This is a genomic window from Brevibacterium aurantiacum (assembly GCF_900169065.1).
In the GTDB taxonomy this organism is placed as follows: Bacteria; Actinomycetota; Actinomycetes; order Actinomycetales; family Brevibacteriaceae; genus Brevibacterium; species Brevibacterium aurantiacum.
Genome location: NZ_FXZB01000027.1, coordinates 1 through 18,105, shown reverse-complemented (window position 1 = coordinate 18,105; position 18,105 = coordinate 1). Strand labels below are relative to the sequence as shown.

The 18,105-nt window shown below is 61.3% G+C and carries 20 protein-coding genes; 11 read left to right on the top strand and 9 right to left on the bottom strand.

What is annotated here, in order from left to right; translation table 11 throughout:
* The first annotated feature begins 19 nt into the window (after positions 1–19).
* The 3 genes from BAUR9175_RS16250 (at position 20) to BAUR9175_RS16240 (ending at position 1,908) form a co-directional block, all read left to right on the top strand.
* Positions 20–664 carry a 2-keto-4-pentenoate hydratase gene (locus BAUR9175_RS16250; protein ID WP_101584517.1) on the top strand — a complete coding sequence of 215 codons (645 nt, stop codon included), beginning with the start codon at positions 20–22 and terminating at the stop codon, positions 662–664.
* Between the two features lie 105 nt (positions 665–769).
* Positions 770–1,543, top strand: a complete 774-nt coding sequence (locus BAUR9175_RS16245) for a type II toxin-antitoxin system antitoxin SocA domain-containing protein (protein ID WP_009881659.1) — start codon at positions 770–772, stop codon at positions 1,541–1,543.
* 14 nt (positions 1,544–1,557) lie between these two features.
* On the top strand, positions 1,558–1,908 hold the full coding sequence (locus tag BAUR9175_RS16240) for a type II toxin-antitoxin system death-on-curing family toxin (protein WP_164513785.1): 351 nt from the start codon (positions 1,558–1,560) through the stop codon (positions 1,906–1,908).
* Between the two features lie 36 nt (positions 1,909–1,944).
* Here the strand turns inward: BAUR9175_RS16240 and BAUR9175_RS16235 are convergent, their stop codons facing one another.
* Positions 1,945–2,577: an AraC family transcriptional regulator gene (locus tag BAUR9175_RS16235; protein ID WP_101584515.1), complete on the bottom strand. Its 633-nt coding sequence runs from the start codon at positions 2,575–2,577 to the stop codon at positions 1,945–1,947.
* A gap of 48 nt (positions 2,578–2,625) precedes the next feature.
* Here BAUR9175_RS16235 and BAUR9175_RS16230 point away from each other — a divergent pair, with 48 nt between their 5' ends.
* Positions 2,626–3,114, top strand: coding sequence for a DUF2000 family protein (locus tag BAUR9175_RS16230; RefSeq protein ID WP_096146892.1), 489 nt, complete (start codon positions 2,626–2,628; stop codon positions 3,112–3,114).
* A 78-nt stretch (positions 3,115–3,192) separates the two neighbouring features.
* Positions 3,193–4,059, top strand: a complete 867-nt coding sequence (locus tag BAUR9175_RS16225) for a uroporphyrinogen-III synthase (RefSeq protein WP_009881655.1) — start codon at positions 3,193–3,195, stop codon at positions 4,057–4,059.
* On the opposite strand, the gene BAUR9175_RS16220 is transcribed toward BAUR9175_RS16225, so the two are convergent.
* The 4 genes from BAUR9175_RS16220 to BAUR9175_RS16205 all read right to left on the bottom strand — a co-directional run bounded on the left by BAUR9175_RS16220 (position 4,035) and on the right by BAUR9175_RS16205 (position 7,578).
* On the bottom strand, positions 4,035–4,652 hold the full coding sequence (locus BAUR9175_RS16220; protein ID WP_096161056.1) for a DUF4166 domain-containing protein: 618 nt from the start codon (positions 4,650–4,652) through the stop codon (positions 4,035–4,037). The two genes, BAUR9175_RS16225 and BAUR9175_RS16220, sit on opposite strands and share 25 nt — an antisense overlap.
* Positions 4,653–4,714: 62 nt before the next feature.
* Positions 4,715–5,416 carry a GntR family transcriptional regulator gene (locus BAUR9175_RS16215; RefSeq protein ID WP_101584514.1) on the bottom strand — a complete coding sequence of 234 codons (702 nt, stop codon included), beginning with the start codon at positions 5,414–5,416 and terminating at the stop codon, positions 4,715–4,717.
* A 6-nt stretch (positions 5,417–5,422) separates the two neighbouring features.
* A complete protein-coding gene (locus BAUR9175_RS16210) occupies positions 5,423–6,358 on the bottom strand; it encodes a hydroxymethylglutaryl-CoA lyase (RefSeq protein ID WP_069599434.1) in 936 nt (311 codons plus the stop codon).
* Entirely contained in the window at positions 6,358–7,578 is a 1,221-nt protein-coding gene (locus BAUR9175_RS16205) for a CaiB/BaiF CoA transferase family protein (RefSeq protein ID WP_069599435.1), read from the bottom strand. The genes BAUR9175_RS16210 and BAUR9175_RS16205 overlap by 1 nt, the downstream gene beginning before the upstream one ends.
* Positions 7,579–7,733: 155 nt before the next feature.
* Between BAUR9175_RS16205 and BAUR9175_RS16200 the strand changes: the two genes are divergently transcribed.
* Positions 7,734–9,086, top strand: a complete 1,353-nt coding sequence (locus BAUR9175_RS16200) for a 2-hydroxycarboxylate transporter family protein (protein WP_257944358.1) — start codon at positions 7,734–7,736, stop codon at positions 9,084–9,086.
* 7 nt (positions 9,087–9,093) lie between these two features.
* Here the strand turns inward: BAUR9175_RS16200 and BAUR9175_RS16195 are convergent, their stop codons facing one another.
* Positions 9,094–9,747: a histidine phosphatase family protein gene (locus tag BAUR9175_RS16195; RefSeq protein ID WP_101584511.1), complete on the bottom strand. Its 654-nt coding sequence runs from the start codon at positions 9,745–9,747 to the stop codon at positions 9,094–9,096.
* 224 nt (positions 9,748–9,971) lie between these two features.
* Here BAUR9175_RS16195 and BAUR9175_RS16190 point away from each other — a divergent pair, with 224 nt between their 5' ends.
* Both BAUR9175_RS16190 and BAUR9175_RS16185 read left to right on the top strand, forming a co-directional pair.
* Positions 9,972–10,904 carry a CoA transferase subunit A gene (locus tag BAUR9175_RS16190; RefSeq protein ID WP_226824082.1) on the top strand — a complete coding sequence of 311 codons (933 nt, stop codon included), beginning with the start codon at positions 9,972–9,974 and terminating at the stop codon, positions 10,902–10,904.
* On the top strand, positions 10,901–11,713 hold the full coding sequence (locus tag BAUR9175_RS16185; protein ID WP_096158173.1) for a CoA-transferase subunit beta: 813 nt from the start codon (positions 10,901–10,903) through the stop codon (positions 11,711–11,713). The genes BAUR9175_RS16190 and BAUR9175_RS16185 overlap by 4 nt, the downstream gene beginning before the upstream one ends.
* Here BAUR9175_RS16185 and BAUR9175_RS16180 read toward each other — a convergent pair.
* Together BAUR9175_RS16180 and BAUR9175_RS16175 are read right to left on the bottom strand one after the other, a co-directional pair.
* Positions 11,701–12,369, bottom strand: a complete 669-nt coding sequence (locus tag BAUR9175_RS16180; protein WP_101584510.1) for an NAD(P)H-dependent oxidoreductase — start codon at positions 12,367–12,369, stop codon at positions 11,701–11,703. The two genes, BAUR9175_RS16185 and BAUR9175_RS16180, sit on opposite strands and share 13 nt — an antisense overlap.
* Positions 12,357–12,899 carry a TetR/AcrR family transcriptional regulator gene (locus BAUR9175_RS16175; protein ID WP_009881642.1) on the bottom strand — a complete coding sequence of 181 codons (543 nt, stop codon included), beginning with the start codon at positions 12,897–12,899 and terminating at the stop codon, positions 12,357–12,359. Before BAUR9175_RS16175 ends, BAUR9175_RS16180 begins: the two co-directional genes overlap by 13 nt.
* A 205-nt stretch (positions 12,900–13,104) precedes the next feature.
* Between BAUR9175_RS16175 and BAUR9175_RS16170 the strand changes: the two genes are divergently transcribed.
* Positions 13,105–14,079 (top strand): Abi family protein, encoded by a 975-nt coding sequence (locus tag BAUR9175_RS16170; protein WP_257944357.1) that lies wholly within the window; start codon positions 13,105–13,107, stop codon positions 14,077–14,079.
* A 542-nt stretch (positions 14,080–14,621) separates the two neighbouring features.
* Positions 14,622–15,830 (top strand): NAD(P)-dependent malic enzyme, encoded by a 1,209-nt coding sequence (locus tag BAUR9175_RS16165; RefSeq protein WP_101584508.1) that lies wholly within the window; start codon positions 14,622–14,624, stop codon positions 15,828–15,830.
* 122 nt (positions 15,831–15,952) lie between these two features.
* Here BAUR9175_RS16165 and BAUR9175_RS16160 read toward each other — a convergent pair whose 3' ends face one another.
* On the bottom strand, positions 15,953–17,041 hold the full coding sequence (locus BAUR9175_RS16160) for an SPFH domain-containing protein (protein ID WP_009885181.1): 1,089 nt from the start codon (positions 17,039–17,041) through the stop codon (positions 15,953–15,955).
* 421 nt (positions 17,042–17,462) lie between these two features.
* Between BAUR9175_RS16160 and BAUR9175_RS16155 the strand changes: the two genes are divergently transcribed.
* A partial coding sequence (locus BAUR9175_RS16155) for an IS110 family transposase (protein WP_146000923.1) occupies positions 17,463–18,105 on the top strand: 643 nt, incomplete at its 3' end.

The window sequence follows — 18,105 nt, the reverse complement described above, 5'->3', positions numbered from 1 at the left end:
GCCGTGCCACACTGATCTCATGACGGACGTGAATGCGATGTCTTCGACGGAGAAGATCGAACGCGGTGCCACCGCTGTGCACCAGGTGGGTCTGCAGGGGGCGGCGATTGATGCGCTGCCGGCAGGAGCTGTTCCTGGAACTCGAGCAGAGGCCTACTCGATGCAGACCCGCTATGCCGAGTTGGAAGGTCAGCCCACCCTCGGATGGAAGATTGCGGCGACGAGTGAGGCCGGGCAACGGCACATCAATGTCGAGGGCCCGCTGGGCGGTCGCGTGCTCGCTGATCGCGTCCAAGTAGATGGGGAGGCCGTGTCGCTGAGCGGCAATTCGATGTGTCTGGCCGAGCCGGAGTTCGTGTTCGTCCTCGGCACGACGCTGCCGCCGCGCCCAAACCCTTACACCCTCGACGAGGTTGTGGCGGCGGTGGCTGCGCTGCACTTCGGAATCGAACTGCCAAGTTCTCGCTTCACCGATGTCACTACGGCGGGTGCTCTGCAGATGATCGCCGACAACGCCTGCGGGCACCGGTTTGTGCTGGGGCCAGCGGCGAAGGAGACCTGGACCTCGCGCGATCTGGCTGAGGTGTCGATGACCGCCGAAGTCGACGGCCCAGCAGGGCCCCGAACCATTGAGGGAGTCGGCACCTGCACGTTCGTTGACTGAATCGGTGGGGTGGAGGTTTCTTCCATGCAACCATCAAACAGATGACGGAGCCTGACGGGCAGAACGAAGACGGCCCGTGTCATACCCGTCTGCCATGCTGTTTCCATGTCTGAAACGCAGCCTTTTCAGAGCAATGTCGACCAATCCGATCTCAATGATCTCAACGACCGACTGGCCCGAACTCGCTGGACGGACCAGCACCTCGGTATCGGCTGGTCGCATGGGGTCAACGGCGACAATCTGCGAGAGATGGTCGGTAGCCAGAGCATTTGCTTCGCTTCAGTTCGTCCCTCGCGTAGAATAGGGATAACTAATAAAATCTCGTTCGAGGTGGTGGGCGCAATGACAACTTCTGTGGATGTACTTCAGTACATCAAGTTTGCATTGCCCGAGGTTAGTGTCACGAAAGCCATGAAGCTGGTCTATTACACACAGGCTTGGTCACTGGCATGGACTGGACAAGATGCTTTCTCCGATCCAGTTGTAGCTTGGCAGTACGGGCCGACCACAGAACTCGCGTACAAGAATTTTACCGCCACGGTGCCTCGATCGGACGGCATTTCCGCCGAGCTCAAGAGCGTCGTCGATGCGATAGTCGGTTATTACAATCAATTCACGGCTACGCAGCTCGTGGATCGGACTCATAGCGAGTCGCCTTGGAAGAAGACGTTCAACTCTCTTAGCGGGGGGCACGAAGCTGGCAGGGCGATTGCCCCGACGGATATGAAGAAGGAGTACACGATGCAGGCGCTGAAGGGCGAGGGTCCAACTAGGCCTAGTTTTGATGCTGCCATCATCGGTGATGAGAAGTTCGAAAAGCTTCTGAGCAAGATCCGCACCGAGCGGAGAGAAGCCCTGGACCTCCTCGCATCTAGGTGATCGAGTATTTAAGCGTGGATCTTGTTATCAAGATCCACGACAGAGAGTCCTCGGCTCCTCTACTTGAGTACGGCAAGCTCGAGTCGGCGGTCCTCTCGCCACAGACCGACTATTTCGGCCAAGTGCCGTATCCGACTCTGTTTGAGAAGGCAGCTGTCCTCTTATCTCATATCGCCAACGCTCATGCCTTTCTCGACGGGAACAAGCGTTGTGCGTGGGCCTCATGCGAGCTATTCCTCTTGGCCAACGGCGTGGAACTCAACCTCGGGACACAGTCACTTGTTGCCTTCATCGAGGACGAAGTTGTCGACAACAATCTGTCTGTTAAGGAGATAGCGGTCTGGCTCAGTCAACGCCAGGCTTGAATAACTTCTACTTCGCTGGTGGGTCTGCTCCTAGCTTCAGGCCGCGAAGACTCCCGGTGTCGTTCCCAACGTCCGGCGGAAGTGCCGGGTGAGATGGGACTGGTCGTGGAAGCCCGACTGGGCGGCCGCCTCGGCGATGGTGAAGGTCTCGTCCAGGCGATCATCGAGCAGATGACGCAGACGACGGGCCAAGGGCTTGTCAGAAGCAATGTCGACCGGTGACTTCAGATGCGGCTGCACGAGCTCGCGCAGGGCAAGGACCCCGCACTCGGCGGCGAGGACATCGGCTGGATCATTCAGTGCGGCATGGATCTGGTCGACAGTCGACGTGACGCTCGGATCGAAGAGCGTCGGAGCCTCCGCCGCAGCATCGACGGCGCTCAGGGACAGCCATTCGGGTTCGAGGTAGAGCACGCGTTTGCGGAACGGAACATCAGGAGTCGCCGAGCGACCATCGTGGGGCACCTGCGGCGGCAGCAGCGTCACCGTCGAGTTCGTCGTCCGGTGCTCGTGCCGGTCCAGATCGTAGGTGACGGTGCCCTGATCGACGAGCAGAACCGTCCACGAATCATGAGTGTGGGACGGGTAGGCATGATGCTCGAACTGTGCGTGGAGGACCTCCTGCACCTGGGGCACATTCGGGTGCCATGCGTGGATCACATCTGCCATGTCACAAACGTACAAGACCCACCTGTGGAAACCGGTCAGAGTGAGAGCATGCACGAAAACACGAACACAGCAGAAACAGATTCAGGCAGCTCCACCGATTCGGTCGGTGCAACCGGCGCCGAGGTGGTCCGATTCGATACGAAGGTCGTCGTGGTTCTCCGCGATGACCTGCTTCCCTGGCAGGAACTCAACGTCACGGCGTTCCTGACCAGCGGCATTGCCACGAGCGAATCGGGGCTGGTGGGGGAGAACTACCGCGACGGCGACGGCAACGACTATCTGCCGATGCTGCGCCAGCCAGTCCTCGTCATGACAGCCGATGGAGCGCTTCTGGCGAAGGTGCGAGAGAAAGCGCTCGGCCGCGGGATTCCTCTGGCGGTCTATACGCAGGAACTGTTCTCGACCGGACACGACGCGGCCAACCGTGAGGCCGTGGCATCGGTTGCTGCTGAGGATCTCAACCTGGTGGGGATTGCTCTGCGGGGGCCGAAGAACGCAGTCGATCGGGTGGTGAAGGGTGCGCGGATGCATGGGTGAGGTGGTGAGCCGGGGTTAGCGGTGGTCGTCGCGATGTACGAGTTGCCCTGACAGTCGTGCGGCGGCAAGGATATGTCCATGGATGAGTCTCGAAGTGACCTGAACGGCAAGCTGTCCGGATGTCGCGTGGTCCTGACTGCTCAGCGGAAGGCCGAACAGTTCGCGACCGCCCTCGAACGGCACGGTGCGGCCATCGTTCATGCGCCCACACTGTCGGTCATCCCCAACGTCGATGACCCCGAACTCGTTGCACGCACCCGTGCACTCATCGACACCCACCCCGACATCGTTGTAGTCACAACCGGCGTCGGCTTCAATGGCTGGGCTGAAGTCGCCGAGGCCGAAGGGCTCAGCGAACAGTGGCACGCCATGCTCACCGGAGCCCAGATCATCGCCCGCGGTCCCAAGGCCCGCGGTGCGATTCAGTCCGCCGGCCTGACACCGGCCTGGGTTGCCGAATCAGAGACCAACTCAGAGATCCAGCAGGTTCTGCTCGAACAGGGAGTGCGTGGCCTTCGGATCGCGGTGCAGCACCACGGCGCTGGCGCCGATGGTCTGGACGAAGCCTTCTCCGCAGCCGGTGCCGAGGTCAGCTCGTTGGTGGTCTACCGGTGGGGTCCCGCACCGGATCCAGACGCCGTGGTGGCCGCCGTCGAACTCGTCGCGAACCGCCGTTGTGATGCCGTGGCCTTCACCTCGGCGCCCGGGGTCACTGCCTTCTTGGACGCCGCTCGTGATCAGGGGCTGCTGCCCGAAGTCCTCGAAGCTTTCAGCGACGAGGACGGTGTGCTCTCCGCTGTGGTCGGCAACGTCACGGCAGCACCGCTGTTGGAGCACGGAATCGAGCCGTTGATCCCCGAGAGGTTCCGTCTGGGTTCGCTCGTGCGCACTATGGTCACCGAACTCACTGCGCGGCAGAGTCAGGCTTCCTCTTCAAATCGATAGGTGAACGAACCGTGGTACTCATACACTCGGCCCAGGACGGGGACGTCAACGGTGAGTCGCACGTACTGGCGAGCCACCTCGGCGACGTAGCGCTCGCTTAGGGCGATCACTGGACGAATGACCTTCGGGACAGGAAAACGGATTGGCCCCAACCGCACGGTGACGCCACGGCTGTTCAGGCTCAAACCACCATTATCCGCCGCGACTTCGAAGGCGGCTTCGACCAGGGCCGGGCTGCCCAGCACATCGACGACCTGGCCGGACTCGGACAGTGAGACCGCGTCGACCATCGTCCAGGTACCCGACTCCAGCTCCAGGGTGCGAGCTGCGGTCTGTTGGCCGTCAACGGTGCGGTTCTCGATCCGAAACGGGACTTGATGGTGCATCCCGGGTACGATCACCTGACGTCGTGCCACCCAGGCAAGCACCGGTCGCAGCCACCAGTGCTTGGTGCCGAAGCGTTGGAAGGTGCCTTCGCCGACCCCGACCGAGCCCGCAGGAATCGCCGCGAAGTAGCGTTGCAGCACCGGATGCAGCTCAGACAATCGGGAGCCGAGGGCCCGCTCGTACGGCGATCTCGTCTCAGGCTCCATGCCTGCGAGTATAGGCGCAGGTCAAGGTTGGGCGGGCCGGGCAGTAAGGCAGCGAGCGGCGACTATTCTGAGTCATCCTGGCCCGGTGTCTGTTCCATCTGCATGGCCTTGAACCGGTTGAGTCCGCTGATGATGTGGGCCTTACTCACTGCAGCGACCCATTCCTTGTCTTCTGCTCGGGCCGCAGAGATGAGCTCATCGTGATGGTTCATGCTCGACGACACATCGTTGTCCGAGTACGAGGCGAACAGCGTCGCCACGACGATGGGAATCATGAGGTTGGACGTCGTCGAAATGAGGGACTGAGCCGCGCTGTTGCGGATGAAGATGGCGTGGAATTCGTTGTTCACCGAGGCGATGTGGTGCCGCGTTCTCGGATCCGACCCCAGGCTCTTCATCTGTTCGGTCAGCTCGGACAGAGTTGCGAAGTCATCCTCGGTGAGCCGACCGACGCTTTCGGACATGACGTAGGGTTCGATGACCGCACGTGAGCGGTAGATCTGCTCGATCTCTTCAGCGTCATAGCTGCGCACACGCGTCCCACGCCTCGGCACAACCTCGACGACACCGACGCCCACCAATTCACGGAAGGCCTCACGAATGGGCGTCCGGCTCACGCCGAGGCGACCGGCAAGGTCGTTCTCGCGTATCCACGATCCCGGCGGCAGGTCCCCAGAGACCACCAAGCCGAGGATGCGTGAGCTGACTTCAGTCCACTGTGAGTCGCCGAACTGAGGCGGTGTGGCGTCAACGTCTACAGGCATCGGACACTAGTCCCACGTGGCGTTGGCGAGTTCCTCACGAGTACCACCTCGGCTGACGAACGAGCTGACTGGGAACTTCGTCTCTTCGATGAGACCTTCAGATATATGTCTGACACGGTTCAAGTCTATGCCGGTGGAGATGCCCATTCCATCCAGCAGATGGATGAGATCCTCGGTTGCCATGTTGCCGAGGACGCTCGGATCGCCGGGGAACCACATGTCTCCGCCGAGCCCGGCAACTGAGGATTCGAGCCAGTCGGCACCGGCAGACAGAGCCGCCAGTGCATTCGCCGGGGCGAAGCCGTTGCGGTTGTGCAGATGCGCCCCGACTTCCAGGTCCGGGAAATCGTGTTTCGTCTCGCTGATGCCGGAGAAGAGCTCCAACGGAGTCTCCTCACCGGTCGTCGTGGCGAGGTAGACGCCATCGGCGCCGACCTCGATCGCCTTGCGAACGACCTTGTCGCGCGCATCCTTCGACACCGGTCCGTAGCAGGGGGAGAAGAAGGCGCAGGCGACGGCGACGATGAGTCGTTGTCCCGCCCCTCCTGAGACCTCTCTGATCTCATCCAACTGGTCCAGCAGACCGTCCGTCGTCGTTCCCTGGTTCTTCAGCGCCATGCCGTCCTCTGCCGGAACGACGAACGTCAGCTCATCGAGCTCACACTTCGCGGCCCGAAGTGCACCCCTGGCATTGGGGACGAGAGCGCGGAAGCGAACATCAGGTGGGCGAGGGATTCCGGCCAGGACAGCCTCGGCGTCGGCCAATTGCGGAAGAACCTTCGGGTGAGCGAAGGACGCGACCTCGATCTCTTTGAACCCGGCGGCGATCATCTCGGAGACGATGGCAATCTTACGATCGGTGGACAACGGCGTCTCGATGGCTTGGAGACCATCTCTGAGCCCCACCTCGACGACGCGAGCACGCTCTGGCAGATTCCACATCAGCGGATCACTCCCTTGTCTCTCATATCCGTAAGTGCATCGTGATCGTAGCCGACCTCTGTGAGCACCTCGTCGGTGTCTTGGCCGAGCTCTGGTCCGACCCATCGCACGGCGGTGTCGGTGCGGCTGAGCCGGGGGAAGGCGTTCTGCATCGTGACAGCCCCATATTCCTTGCTCTCGACCTCGACGACAGATCTGCGGGCCTTGTACTGCGGATCGCTGAGCATGTCCTCGACCCGGAAGATCTTCCCGACCGGCACGGAGTGCTCGTTGAGGAGTGCGACCAGGTCATCGGCCTTGTACTGCAAGGAGAATTCGGCGACCAGTTCGTCGAGTTCCGCCTGGCGCTCGCCTCGAGCCGTATGGGTGGAGTACTCAGGATCGTCGGCGAGTTGGGGATTGCCCATGGCCGCAGCCAAGCGTGCGAAGACCGTGTCCTGATTGGCGGCGATGATGAGCCATTGTCCATCTGCGGTGGGGTAGACGTTGCTGGGAGCGATCTTGGGCAGGGTCGAACCGCTGCGTTCTCGTTGGATTCCGTCGTCGGCCCATTCGGGCACCATGGACTCCATCATTGCCAGGACGGATTCGTAGATCGCGGAGTCCACCACCTGGCCGAGACCGCTGTTGTGCCTTTCCTGGAGTGCTGCGAGAACGCCGATGGTTCCGAACAGGGCCGCCAGGGAATCACCGATCGACACCCCGACCCGTGATGGGGGAGTGGACGGGTCGCCGACGACGTAGCGCAGACCGCCCATGGCTTCGCCGATGGAGCCGTAGCCGGCCTGCTTGGCATAGGGGCCCGACTGGCCGAACCCGGAGACGCGCAGCATGATGAGCCCGGGGTTGTTCTTCTGGAGCTCCTCGTGGCTGAGGCCCCATTTCTCGAGCGAGCCCGGGCGGAAGTTCTCGACGACGATGTCGGCAGACTCGGCCAGTGCGCGTGCAGCTTCCTGGCCCTCCGGGGTGCGCAGGTTGAGGGTCACGGATTTCTTGTTGCGGGCCAGGACGGACCACCACAGTGATGAGCCCTTGATGGTGGCCTGTCCCCATTGGCGCATCGGATCACCGTTCTTGGGGTCCTCGATCTTGATGACCTCGGCACCGAGGTCGCCCAGCAGCTGTCCGCAGAACGGTCCGGCGATGAGCTGTCCCATCTCAAGAACTCGGATTCCCCTCAGCGGTCCTGTACCTGAGGGACGCGATGTCTCTTCGTTCACTGGTTCTCCTTTGAAACAACAAGTTGCATACAATTATGCGAAATTCTGAGGTATGCTTTCAATCGTTCCCAGCAATGGAGCCGATTCTAGAAACACCATACACTGATCTGTATGCAATCAACGAAGTTTGTCTACCAGGTAGGACCGGAACAATCATGACAAGTCGAGATGTCAAAGAGGACTCTGCGCCGGCGGAGCAAGTGGAGGAGAGTGCCACGTCCTTCGATCGCACGATCATGGGGCTGCCGGTCCTGGCGTTCATTCCGATGGCGATCATCGCCCTCGTTGCAGTGAGCCTCACCTCCGAGCGGACCGGAATGACGGCGGCCTTCGCCGTGGTCATCTCCTTGGGCGGAATCCTGATGTGGGTGGGAAACTCCATCCCCTATTTCAAAGTGATCGGCGGCGGGGTCATTCTCTGCATCCTCGTTCCCGCGATCTTCAAGTACGTCGGTGTGATGCCCGGCTCCATCGAAGGCTTGGTGGCCAGCTTCTATGACACCTCGGGGTTCGGGGAGTTCGTCGTGGCGGCGCTCATCACCGGCAGCATCCTCGGGATGCCGCGCAGCCTGCTCATCAAGGCCGGCGCCCGAATTCTCATCCCGATCATCGTCACGATCGCTGTGTGCTTCACTGTCATCGGACTGATCGGGCAGGTCACCGGCGTTGGTGCAGGCTATGCGATCTTCTTCGTCGCCGGACCGGTGCTGGGCGGCGGTGTCGCGGCCGGAGCCATTCCGATCTCAGAGATCATCGCTCAGAACAGCGGTGGATCTGCCGCGGAATACCTGACGTCACTGGTGCCGGCGGTCGCAGTTGCCAACATCATCTGCATCATTGTTGCCGCTGTTCTCAACAATGCGGGAAAGAGGCATGGGCACCGCTTCAAGGCCTTCAACGGCAAGGGTGTCCTCGCCCAGGGAGTCCGCCTGCCCGAGGCGACTGCCGAGAAGCTCCAATCGCCGACCGCGGCCGTCAAGTTGGCTGCGATGGGCTTCTTCATCGCCGGTGCACTCTTCACCGTGTCGAACCTGCTCAGCGATCTGTTTCCGGTGCTCCACGCCTACGTGTTCCTCATCGTCATCTGCGCACTGGCGAAGATCTTCGTCCCGATGCCGCAGTACGTGGAGGAGTCCGTTGACCTCTGGTACGTCTTCGTTGCCAATGCGATGATTCCTGCGATCCTCGTCGCCATCAGCGTGATCGCCATCAATATCGATGAGGTTCTCTCGCTGGTCTCGGACCCCGGATACATGGCAATGACGCTGCTGACCGTGGTCATCGCCGCTCTCGTCGCCGGCTTCGTCGGCTGGCTGGTCAAGCTGTACTGGATCGAATCGGCGATCTCGGCGGGACTGGGACTGGCCGACTTCGGTTCCAGCGGTGACCTCGCGGTCCTTCAGGCCTCACAGAGGTTGAACCTGCTGCCGTTCCTGTCGATCTCCTCACGCATCGGCGGTGGACTGGTCCTCGTCGCCTTGTCCGCGTTGGCTCCGTACCTGCTGTAGACACCGACTAGCGGTAGGTGACCTTCTCCGGAACCTGATGGCCGTGCTCGTTGAAGGAGACGAGGCTGGTGCCGCTGCGGCCGGTGATGATGCGCGTGATTCCGGTGTTGACGGTCACCCGGTTGAACGCCATCCACTGGTCGAAGCCGCCGCCGAGCAGTCTGGCTGCCGTCCACGCGATGGCCCCGGCGCTGGAGACGACGATCGTCGACTCACCGGAACTCATTGCCGCACACGCATCATCGAGAGCGGTGTTGACGCGGGTGGCGAACTCCTTGAAGGTCTCCGTATAGTCGCCGTCGTGCTCACCGCTGGCCCAGCGGGCAGCTCCGCGTTCGAGTTCGGCCTGGAAGACTTTCGAATCCTGCTGCGCACGAGGGTCGGGATTGGTCAGGGCCCCGGTGAGTTCCCACGCTTGGTACTCGTTCCAGCCGGAATCGATCTGAGGCTCCAAAGCGCTGCCGAGTCCGGTCTGGATGCCTTCGGCGGTCTGTCGCTGGCGCAGCATCTCTCCGTGGACGATGCGAACCGGCGCGACGTGCTGTGCGCCGAGGTGCTCGCCGGTGATACGGCTCTGCTCCTTGCCCAGATCGGACAGTCGGTCATAGTCATCGGTGCCGAATGATGCCTGGCCATGCCTGACCAGATACAGAACACTCATGCTTCTCCTCATCTCGACCGTCCGCCATTGGAGCCGGTGCGCGCAAATGCCTATCGAGTTCGAGTCTACGGCGCCGATCGAGGCTAAGCGATCGTTCGGTCGAAATAATTGCGTGACACGAATGCCGGGTGTAAATAATGCTCAAACTGTATGAATGAAGGGCAGTATTTACATTGGACTGGCATAAATGATTTTGGCAGGATGATCGAGGTCACAGTCAATCGATGCTCAAGGAGGACGCGATGGACAAGACGACGAGCCTGTCAGAGGCGATCAGCACCCATCTCAACGATGGGGACACCGTCGCGCTGGAAGGCTTCGGCCACCTCGTGCCGGTCGCCGCCGCGCACGAGATCATCCGACAGAAATTCTCGAACCTCACCCTGGCACGCATGTCCTGTGATGTCATCGTCGACCAGCTCCTCGGCGCCAACTGCCTCACTGGTCTGATCGCGGCCTTCGTGGCCAACAGTTCGGCGGGCTCGCTCTACGAACTGCGCCGGAGAATTGAGCACTCGGATCCGGAACCGCTGTGGTTCGACGAATACAGCCACGGCGGAATGGTGGCCAGGTATCAGGCCGGTGCCTCGAAGCTCCCGTTCCAGCCGATCGCGTCCTATCGCGGCAGCGATCTCGCCCAGAAGAATCCCCGGATCAGACCCGTGGAAGACCCCTTCGGCGGTCCGCCGATCTACGTCGTGCCCGCGCTCAATCCGGACCTCACGGTCATCCACGCTCAACGTGCCGACTCGGCCGGAAATGTGCAGGCCTGGGGGATGCTGGGAATCCAGACCGAGGCCGCGTTTGCAGGCCGGCGACTCATCGTGACCGTCGAAGAGATCGTCGACGAGTCCATCATCCGCTCCGACCCAAACCGCACAATCGTTCCCTCCCATGTCGTTGACGCCGTCGTCGAAGTTCCACGCGGCGCACACCCGCATGCCGTGCAGGGATGCTACGACCGCGACGATGCGTTCTCCCGCGACTGGTCGGCTCTCGCCCGTGATGCCGAGGCAGTCAAGCAATGGCTGCAGACCAACATCCACGCCACTGCAGATCATGAGGAATTCCTCGCACTGCTGGGAGCCGACCATTTCGACAAGTTGGGCATCCGCGACGCCTATTCGACACCCGTCAATTATGGAGGTCGGGAATGACCGCTGGCACATCTGACCACACGGACACGAACAAGGACGACGGGGATGTCACGAGCAGCGAGCTGCTCACCATCCATTCGGCCCGAGCACTCGCCGGCCGCCGCGTCGTCTTCGCCGGACACGGCCTGCCGACGCTGGCTACTGCACTGGCCCAGCGCACCGTGGCCCCGGAGATTGAGATCGTCTACGAATCGGGCGTCACAGGAGCCAGACCGCCGGACCTGCCGCGCACGATCTCCGACTCGGTGCTGGTTCCGGGGGCCGCCTCGGTGATTCCGATGACTCACCTGTTCAACTACGTCCTGCAGGGGCAGCGCATCGATGTCGGATTCCTCGGAGCCGCACAGGTAGACCGCTATGGCAGCCTCAACTCCACTCTGATCGGTGAGGACTGGGAACACCCCGACAGTCGACTGCCCGGCTCCGGTGGAGCGATCGAAGCCATGGCCGGGGCGGCCGAAATCTTTCTCGTCATGCGTCGGCATACCCCGCGCACATTCGTCGAGACTCTCGACTTCGTCACCTCACCCAGCCCTCACCGGGCGGCACAGTCTGAGGTTGGCACCATGCCTGCCGGCGCGGGAGTCACGCACGTGATCACGGACCTGGGAATCATGACCCGATTCGCCCAGGACGAGGAACTCACGCTGAGCGCAGTGCACCCAGGAGTCGACCCCGCCGAGGTTGTGCGACAGACTGGTTGGGACCTGAAGGTCGCGAGCAATCTCGAAACAACTCAAGCGCCCACGGCAGAAGAGCTGGCGGTACTCAGGGACGATCTCGACCCCACCCGCATCTACCTGCGCTGAGCCGAACTCGCGAAGTGCTCCTCCTTGGCGTTTCGGGGCGAGCGGGTCGGAGACGCGAATGCGGTGGCGATGTTTCGTGCCTGGGCGATTCCGGCGCTTCGATTGTCGGCGTTGTGCTCGCCCTCGACGTCGTAGATGAGGTGGCTTTCCACATCGGTGATGCCGCAGTAGGCGAAGATGCCGATGTCGAGCTGGGCATACATCGCGTCCCCATACCCGTATTTGTCATAGGTGCGCTGCTTGGAGCCGCCGACCCCGATGAGTGCTGTGGGCGCGCGGGGGAGAAGCCCGTTCAGCGGCTCCTTGCCTCGATCAGCAACACCCGAGCCATACTGATAGGCCCAGTCGCCAGTGAAGACCCGCTCAATCCAGCCCTTCATCATCGCCGGCATCGACCACCAGTAGACGGGGAAGACGAACGCCAGCCGGTCAGCAGCCTCGACCCGCTGGTGCATGTCGGCGATACCGGGTGGGATCGGGCCGCCCCAGAAGTGACTGTGGTCCGCCTCGGTGAATCGTGGGTCGAAACCCTCGGTGTGGAGATCGAGGATATCGATCGAGTGACCGGCAGCTGCGAATGGTTCGTGGAAGGAATCCATCACCGCGCCCGGATAGCTTGTGCGGATCGGGTGGGCGAAGACGGTCAGCAGGTGCATGGATCTCCTTTCGTCAGCACGGCGCCCGCCGCACTGCGGGCCGCAGTGATTGCTCGCGGGCCCAGGTATGAGGCTGTTGATGTTGCACCCTCGAAGATGATGAGCAGCTCATCGCACAGAGTGTCATCTTCACGACCGAGCTCGTTGACGACGAGGTAGCCGATCAGCTCTCGCAATCGCCGCCGATATTCCGCGACCACGGTGGAGACCCCAGCCCCGGCGCCAAGCGTGTCGGCTTCGCCTTGGGCGCGCAGGAACAGGCAACCTCGGGCACCTTCTGCTTCTATCCAACGTTCAAGGCCGGTGAGCAGCTCGTCGAAGGTCGACGCTGTGCACGTGCTGAAGAAGCGTTCCATCCGCGCCTGGAGAACGGCGATCGTGAGCCCGGTCTTGCTGCCCAGATGCTTGTACAGGGTCCTTGAGGAGACGTTTGCTGCCTTGGTGAGGGCATCCATGCCGGTTGCCGCGAAGCCGTTCCGGTCGAAGACGGGCTCACAGTTGGTGACGATGTCGGTGCGTGTAGTGGACATGACGACAACGGTACAACGATCGTTTTACATTGGGCAAGCCCGTAGGAGATGAGCGCAATATCCATGAGTTTTCTAGCTTCTGATTCAGTCCAGTACTGATGCTCGACGTGGCCAACAATTCAGAGTAAAATCGACAACATCATGATCGGTTCGTTCGTCCCCTTGAGGGGCGGGCGAGCCGATTTTCTTCACTCTTGGAGGCAGAGTGGCTGATTACGAAAAACCGTGGCTCACTATCGATCAGCAAGTGGACCACCTCGCTGATCGAGGAGTTGACGTACGTCCGCGAGATCAGGCCCTTGCCTTGCTAGCTTCCACGGGGTACTACCGACTCACTGGGTATCTGTACCCCTTTCGCGATGCCGAGAGATACCGAGATGAGGACGGTCGATCGCGTGTTCGCGTCCTCGAGACTTATCGCCCAGGGAGCTCAATTGAGTATGTGCAAGAAATCATCGATTTCGACAGAAAATTGCGCTTACTCGTTTTGGAGGGGGTCGAACGCATTGAAATAGCTGTGCGTATGCAGGTTGGATACGTCTTGGGGCGCACTTCGCCATTCGCACACCTGAACTCAACCACTTTCCAGCCAAACTTTGTCCAGCCCCGCCTTGATAGTGAGATGCCCATTCAGCACGCGGTCTGGTTGAAGCGGGTTGCTGAGCGGCGCGATAGTTCAGATGAAGCGTTCGTTACACACTTTCGAAGTAGATATGACGACCAGATGCCTATATGGGCGCTGACAGAGATTCTTGAACTTGGCCAACTGTCCCGCCTCTATAAGGGCCTCAACGACGAATCTTCACTGGAAATCGCCCAAGCATTCAATGTCCCGACCAAGAGGCTCATGAGCAGCTGGCTGGCAAGTCTCAACTATGCGCGCAATGTAGCTGCCCATCATGCTCGACTCTTCAACCGGAAGCTTCAGAATTCCCCAGGCCGTCCCAAGCCCGATGTCATCCCCGTGCTCAACCATTTGCGCGAGTTCGAGCTCAAGGGTGGTTATGGTGCCTACAACATTCTCGCAGTGGTGGCCTATCTGCTGACGTGCATCGAGGGAGGCGAGACCTGGACTTCCAGCTTGGTCGCGTTACTCAACTCGTTTCCGCGGTCTGACATTCTTGATCTTTCGTCGCTAGGCGTTCCTGACGACTGGTCTGACCTCGAGCTTTGGAATTGATCGGTTCTTATCCAGAAGTCAAAACCAGTGACTAGGGGGCACAGCGTTTGACGGACTTCGGTTGTACTGCGTGAAATCAGGTGGGTGCTCTGCGAATGGGGCGAGGACGTCCTATGCATCGCTTGCCTAGATTGGGGTCGCCCTCGATATCGGAGGCGACACGGCTACTCGCAGCGGCGGTCAAACTACAGTCAAAGGTCTGATGAACATGCCGCTGGAATGACGGGAAACCTCGGCGAAGGTGACGATTTCGGGTGACCTGGTGACGGTGTTGGACTATGCTGGCAAAGTTGCCGGAAGCGACCCACAAGGTCGAAGCTCGCTCTTGTGCGTGCCGCTTCTGCACTGCGCATGGTCGCCGATTCCTTCACAAAGGGGTTCGAGTACGCACCAGCGCAGACGTCACCGCACCACCATTCGCGTGGCCTTCAGTCCTGACCGACCGCTGTTCCGAGCACCCCACGGTGCGGGCACGGCGATTGACGAACTTCGATGACAGCACTGGTATCCCGCCGGCCGTCACACGACCAAAAGGATCAATCATGACGACTACGACCGAAACCGCCGCAACGTCGGCACAGACCTCAGCTCCTGCCATCACCGATGGGGAGATCTTCGCCGCTCACGAGGGCGGAAAGCTCTCCGCCGAGCTCACCAGCCCGCTCGAGACTCAGCGCGATCTCTCGATCGCCTACACGCCAGGCGTGGCCAAGGTCTGCACCGCGATCAAGGACGAGCCGGAACTGGCACGCACCCACACCTGGACCGGTCGCCTCGTCGCCGTCATCTCCGACGGCTCGGCCGTCCTGGGGCTCGGCGACATCGGCCCCAAGGCCTCACTTCCGGTCATGGAAGGCAAGTGCGCGCTGTTCAAGAGCTTCTCCGGCCTCAACGCCATTCCGATCGTGCTCGACACCAATGACACCGATGAGATCGTCGAGACCATCGTGCGCATGGCCCCGACCTTCGGTGCCGTCAACCTCGAGGACATCTCCGCACCGCGCTGCTTCGAGATCGAGGACCGGGTCAAGGCCGCACTCGACATCCCTGTCATGCACGATGACCAGCACGGCACCGCCGTCGTCGTCCTCGCTGCGCTGACCAACGCTCTGCGCGTGGTGGACAAATCATTTGAGTCCCTGCGCGTCGTCGTCTCCGGTGCCGGTGCTGCCGGTGTGGCAGTCGTGAAGATTCTGCGTGATGCCGGCGTCGGCGACGTAGTCGTCCTCGACTCCAAGGGCGTCGTCGAAGCAGGACGCAGCGACCTCACCGAGACCAAGCAGGCGCTGGCCTCCGAGACGAATCCTCGCGGCATTGCCGGTGGAATCGATGCCGCACTGAACGGAGCCGATGCATTCATCGGCGTCTCCGGCGGCACCATCGCCGAGGAGCACCTGTCGCAGATGGCCGATGACGCGATCATCTTCGCCCTGTCCAACCCGAACCCCGAGGTTCTGCCCGACATCGCAGCGAAGTACGCGACCGTCGTGGCCACCGGACGCAGCGACTTCCCGAACCAGATCAACAACGTCCTCGCGTTCCCCGGAATCTTCCGCGGCGCCCTGGACGTGGGAGCCACCGACATCACGGATGCGATGAAGCTCGCCGCCGCGCGTGCCATCGCCGACCTCGTCGGTGACGACCTGCGCCCCGACTACATCGTGCCCGGCGCGCTCGACGAACGCGTCGCTCCTGCTGTGGCTACAGCGGTTGAGACTGCCGCCGATGCAGATGGTGTTGCTCGGGAGTAAGTTCCCTGGAAGCTGTAGACAGACGAATGGGCGCCGGTGCTGATGCACCGGCGCCCGTTCTGTCGTTCGTCTCAGACTGCGTCAGCCCTTGGGGCAGGCCTAGTAGCCAAGCTCAGGAATCCTCAGGAGTCCTCGGGAGTCTGATCTTGGTGATTGGTGTGGGGCCTGACTGCGTCGACTGCGCGCTTCATGGCTGACTTCGTCTCAGCGGGTGCACTCTGCGCTGCTTTCGACTCGGCCTGCTTCTGGGACCGGGGCCCGGTGGCGCCCTTGAGCCCCGAAGTGTTCTTCGCATCCTCAGACGCATTGGCCGCGAACAGGGTGTTCCTGATCTCCTGCGTCATCTCTCCCAGGCCGCCCGGGTTCGAGGGCATGAACAGCACGTTGGAGCGACCCTCTTGGGCTACGTTCTGCATGGTGTCGAAGTACTGGGTCAGCATCAGCAGCTGTTCGGCCGTCCTGTCGATGCCCACCGACTGCAGCTTCGAGTACTGTTCGGCGATGCCTTCGGCAATGGCCTTGCGCTGTGCGGCGACACCTTCACCGTGCAGACGCATCGCTTCGGACTCCGCCTGCGCCTGCGTGACGCGCTTGATCTTGTCGGCCTCGGCCAGGGACTGGGCGGCCACACGGTCACGCTGAGCAGCATTGATCGAGTTCATGGAATCGCGAACCTTGGAATCCGGGGTGATGTCCGTGACCAGAGTGCTCACAATCTTGAACCCGTAGCGGCGCATCGACTCCGAGAGCCGGCGTTCGACGTTTTCAGCGATATCGTCCTTCGACTCAAACGCCGTGTCCAGAGTCAGGCCCGAGAGTGCGGAGCGCACGGTGTCGAAGACATAGGACCTGATCTGCTCCTCGGAGTTCGCCAGCTTGTAGTAAGCGTCGGTGACATTCTCCTCCTCGACGACGTACTGCACGGCGACGGGGACTGTGACGAAGACGTTGTCGCTCGTCTTCGACTCGATGTTGACCTCGAGCTGCTGAACACGCAGGGAGATCGGTTTGCTGATCGTTTCGACGAGGGGCATCTTGAAGTTCAGGCCCGGCTTGGCGACCTTTTTGAACTTGCCGAAGCGCTCGACGATGACGTTCTCCTGCGTCTTGACCGTGAAGAACATGCTGGTCCTCAACTTGCCGAACAACAGTACGGCCAGGATGAGGACGACGACTACGACGGCAATGACGCCTCCGGTGAGAATTTCCATGGCTCCTCCGAGCGTGGGTGGGTGCGCTGTTTCCTACAACATCTGTTGCTGACCCACTCTAGTCGTCACGGAGCCTGCGGCGCGAGGGTCGACTGCTGCGAAACCATCTACTGTGCGGTTTTGATGGCTCTTCACTATAGATCTTGTGGACTAGTTAGTCTGACTTCTCGAAGGACGTGGCGGTCTCTACCAAACGGATCGATGATGGTCTTGTGGTCGGGTCTGACTCATGGCTCTTCTGACACCCCGCTGTCTGGGGTTGTCCTGTTTACGACGTGTCGACTGGCTCGGCTCACTGTAATAAGTGCAGCCCAGCAGGCCGTCATGTCCTGATAGGAGTCTGGCGTGTCCCCGATAGTGAACTGACTGACGCCGGCTGAGCTGCGCACCCGAGAACTCGAAAAGAAGGGGCGCAGTTCCTATGATGAACGATAAGCAGGTTAAGGTCTACGGCGGGATCGACACGCACGCGGACACACATCACCTCGCGGTGATCGACCAAGCCGGGCGCCGGCTGGCTGATGCCCAAATACCGACTACCGCGACTGGGTACCAGGCGGCATTGCGGTTCTTGGGTTCCTGGCCCGGGTTGGTCAGCGTGGGCATCGAGTGCACCGGCTCCTATGGAGCCGCGGTCACCCGAGTTGTGCGGGAGGCAGGCATCACGGTGTTCGAGGTGAATCGACCCAACCGGTTCGACCGGCGACTCCACGGCAAGAGCGATCCCTTCGATGCTTATTCCGCCGCTGAGGCTGTGCTGGGTGGCCGAGCCAGCGCGGCGCCCAAGGGTGGGGACGGGCTGGTGGAGTCGCTGCGAGTACTGCGGACTTCAAGGTCCTCGGCGCTGCAGGCTCGGACTGCGACGATCAATCAGATTAAGGGGATGCTGATCACAGCCCCAGAGGATCTGCGTACACGTTACAAGGGCCTGTCGACCCCCAAACTGATTGCAGCACTGGCGGCATCGCGACCAACAGCGACACCGGTCACCGCCGCCGAGGCCACGGCCTACAGCCTGCGGCTGCTGGCCAGGCGCTGGCAAGCACTGACCGGGCAGATAGAGG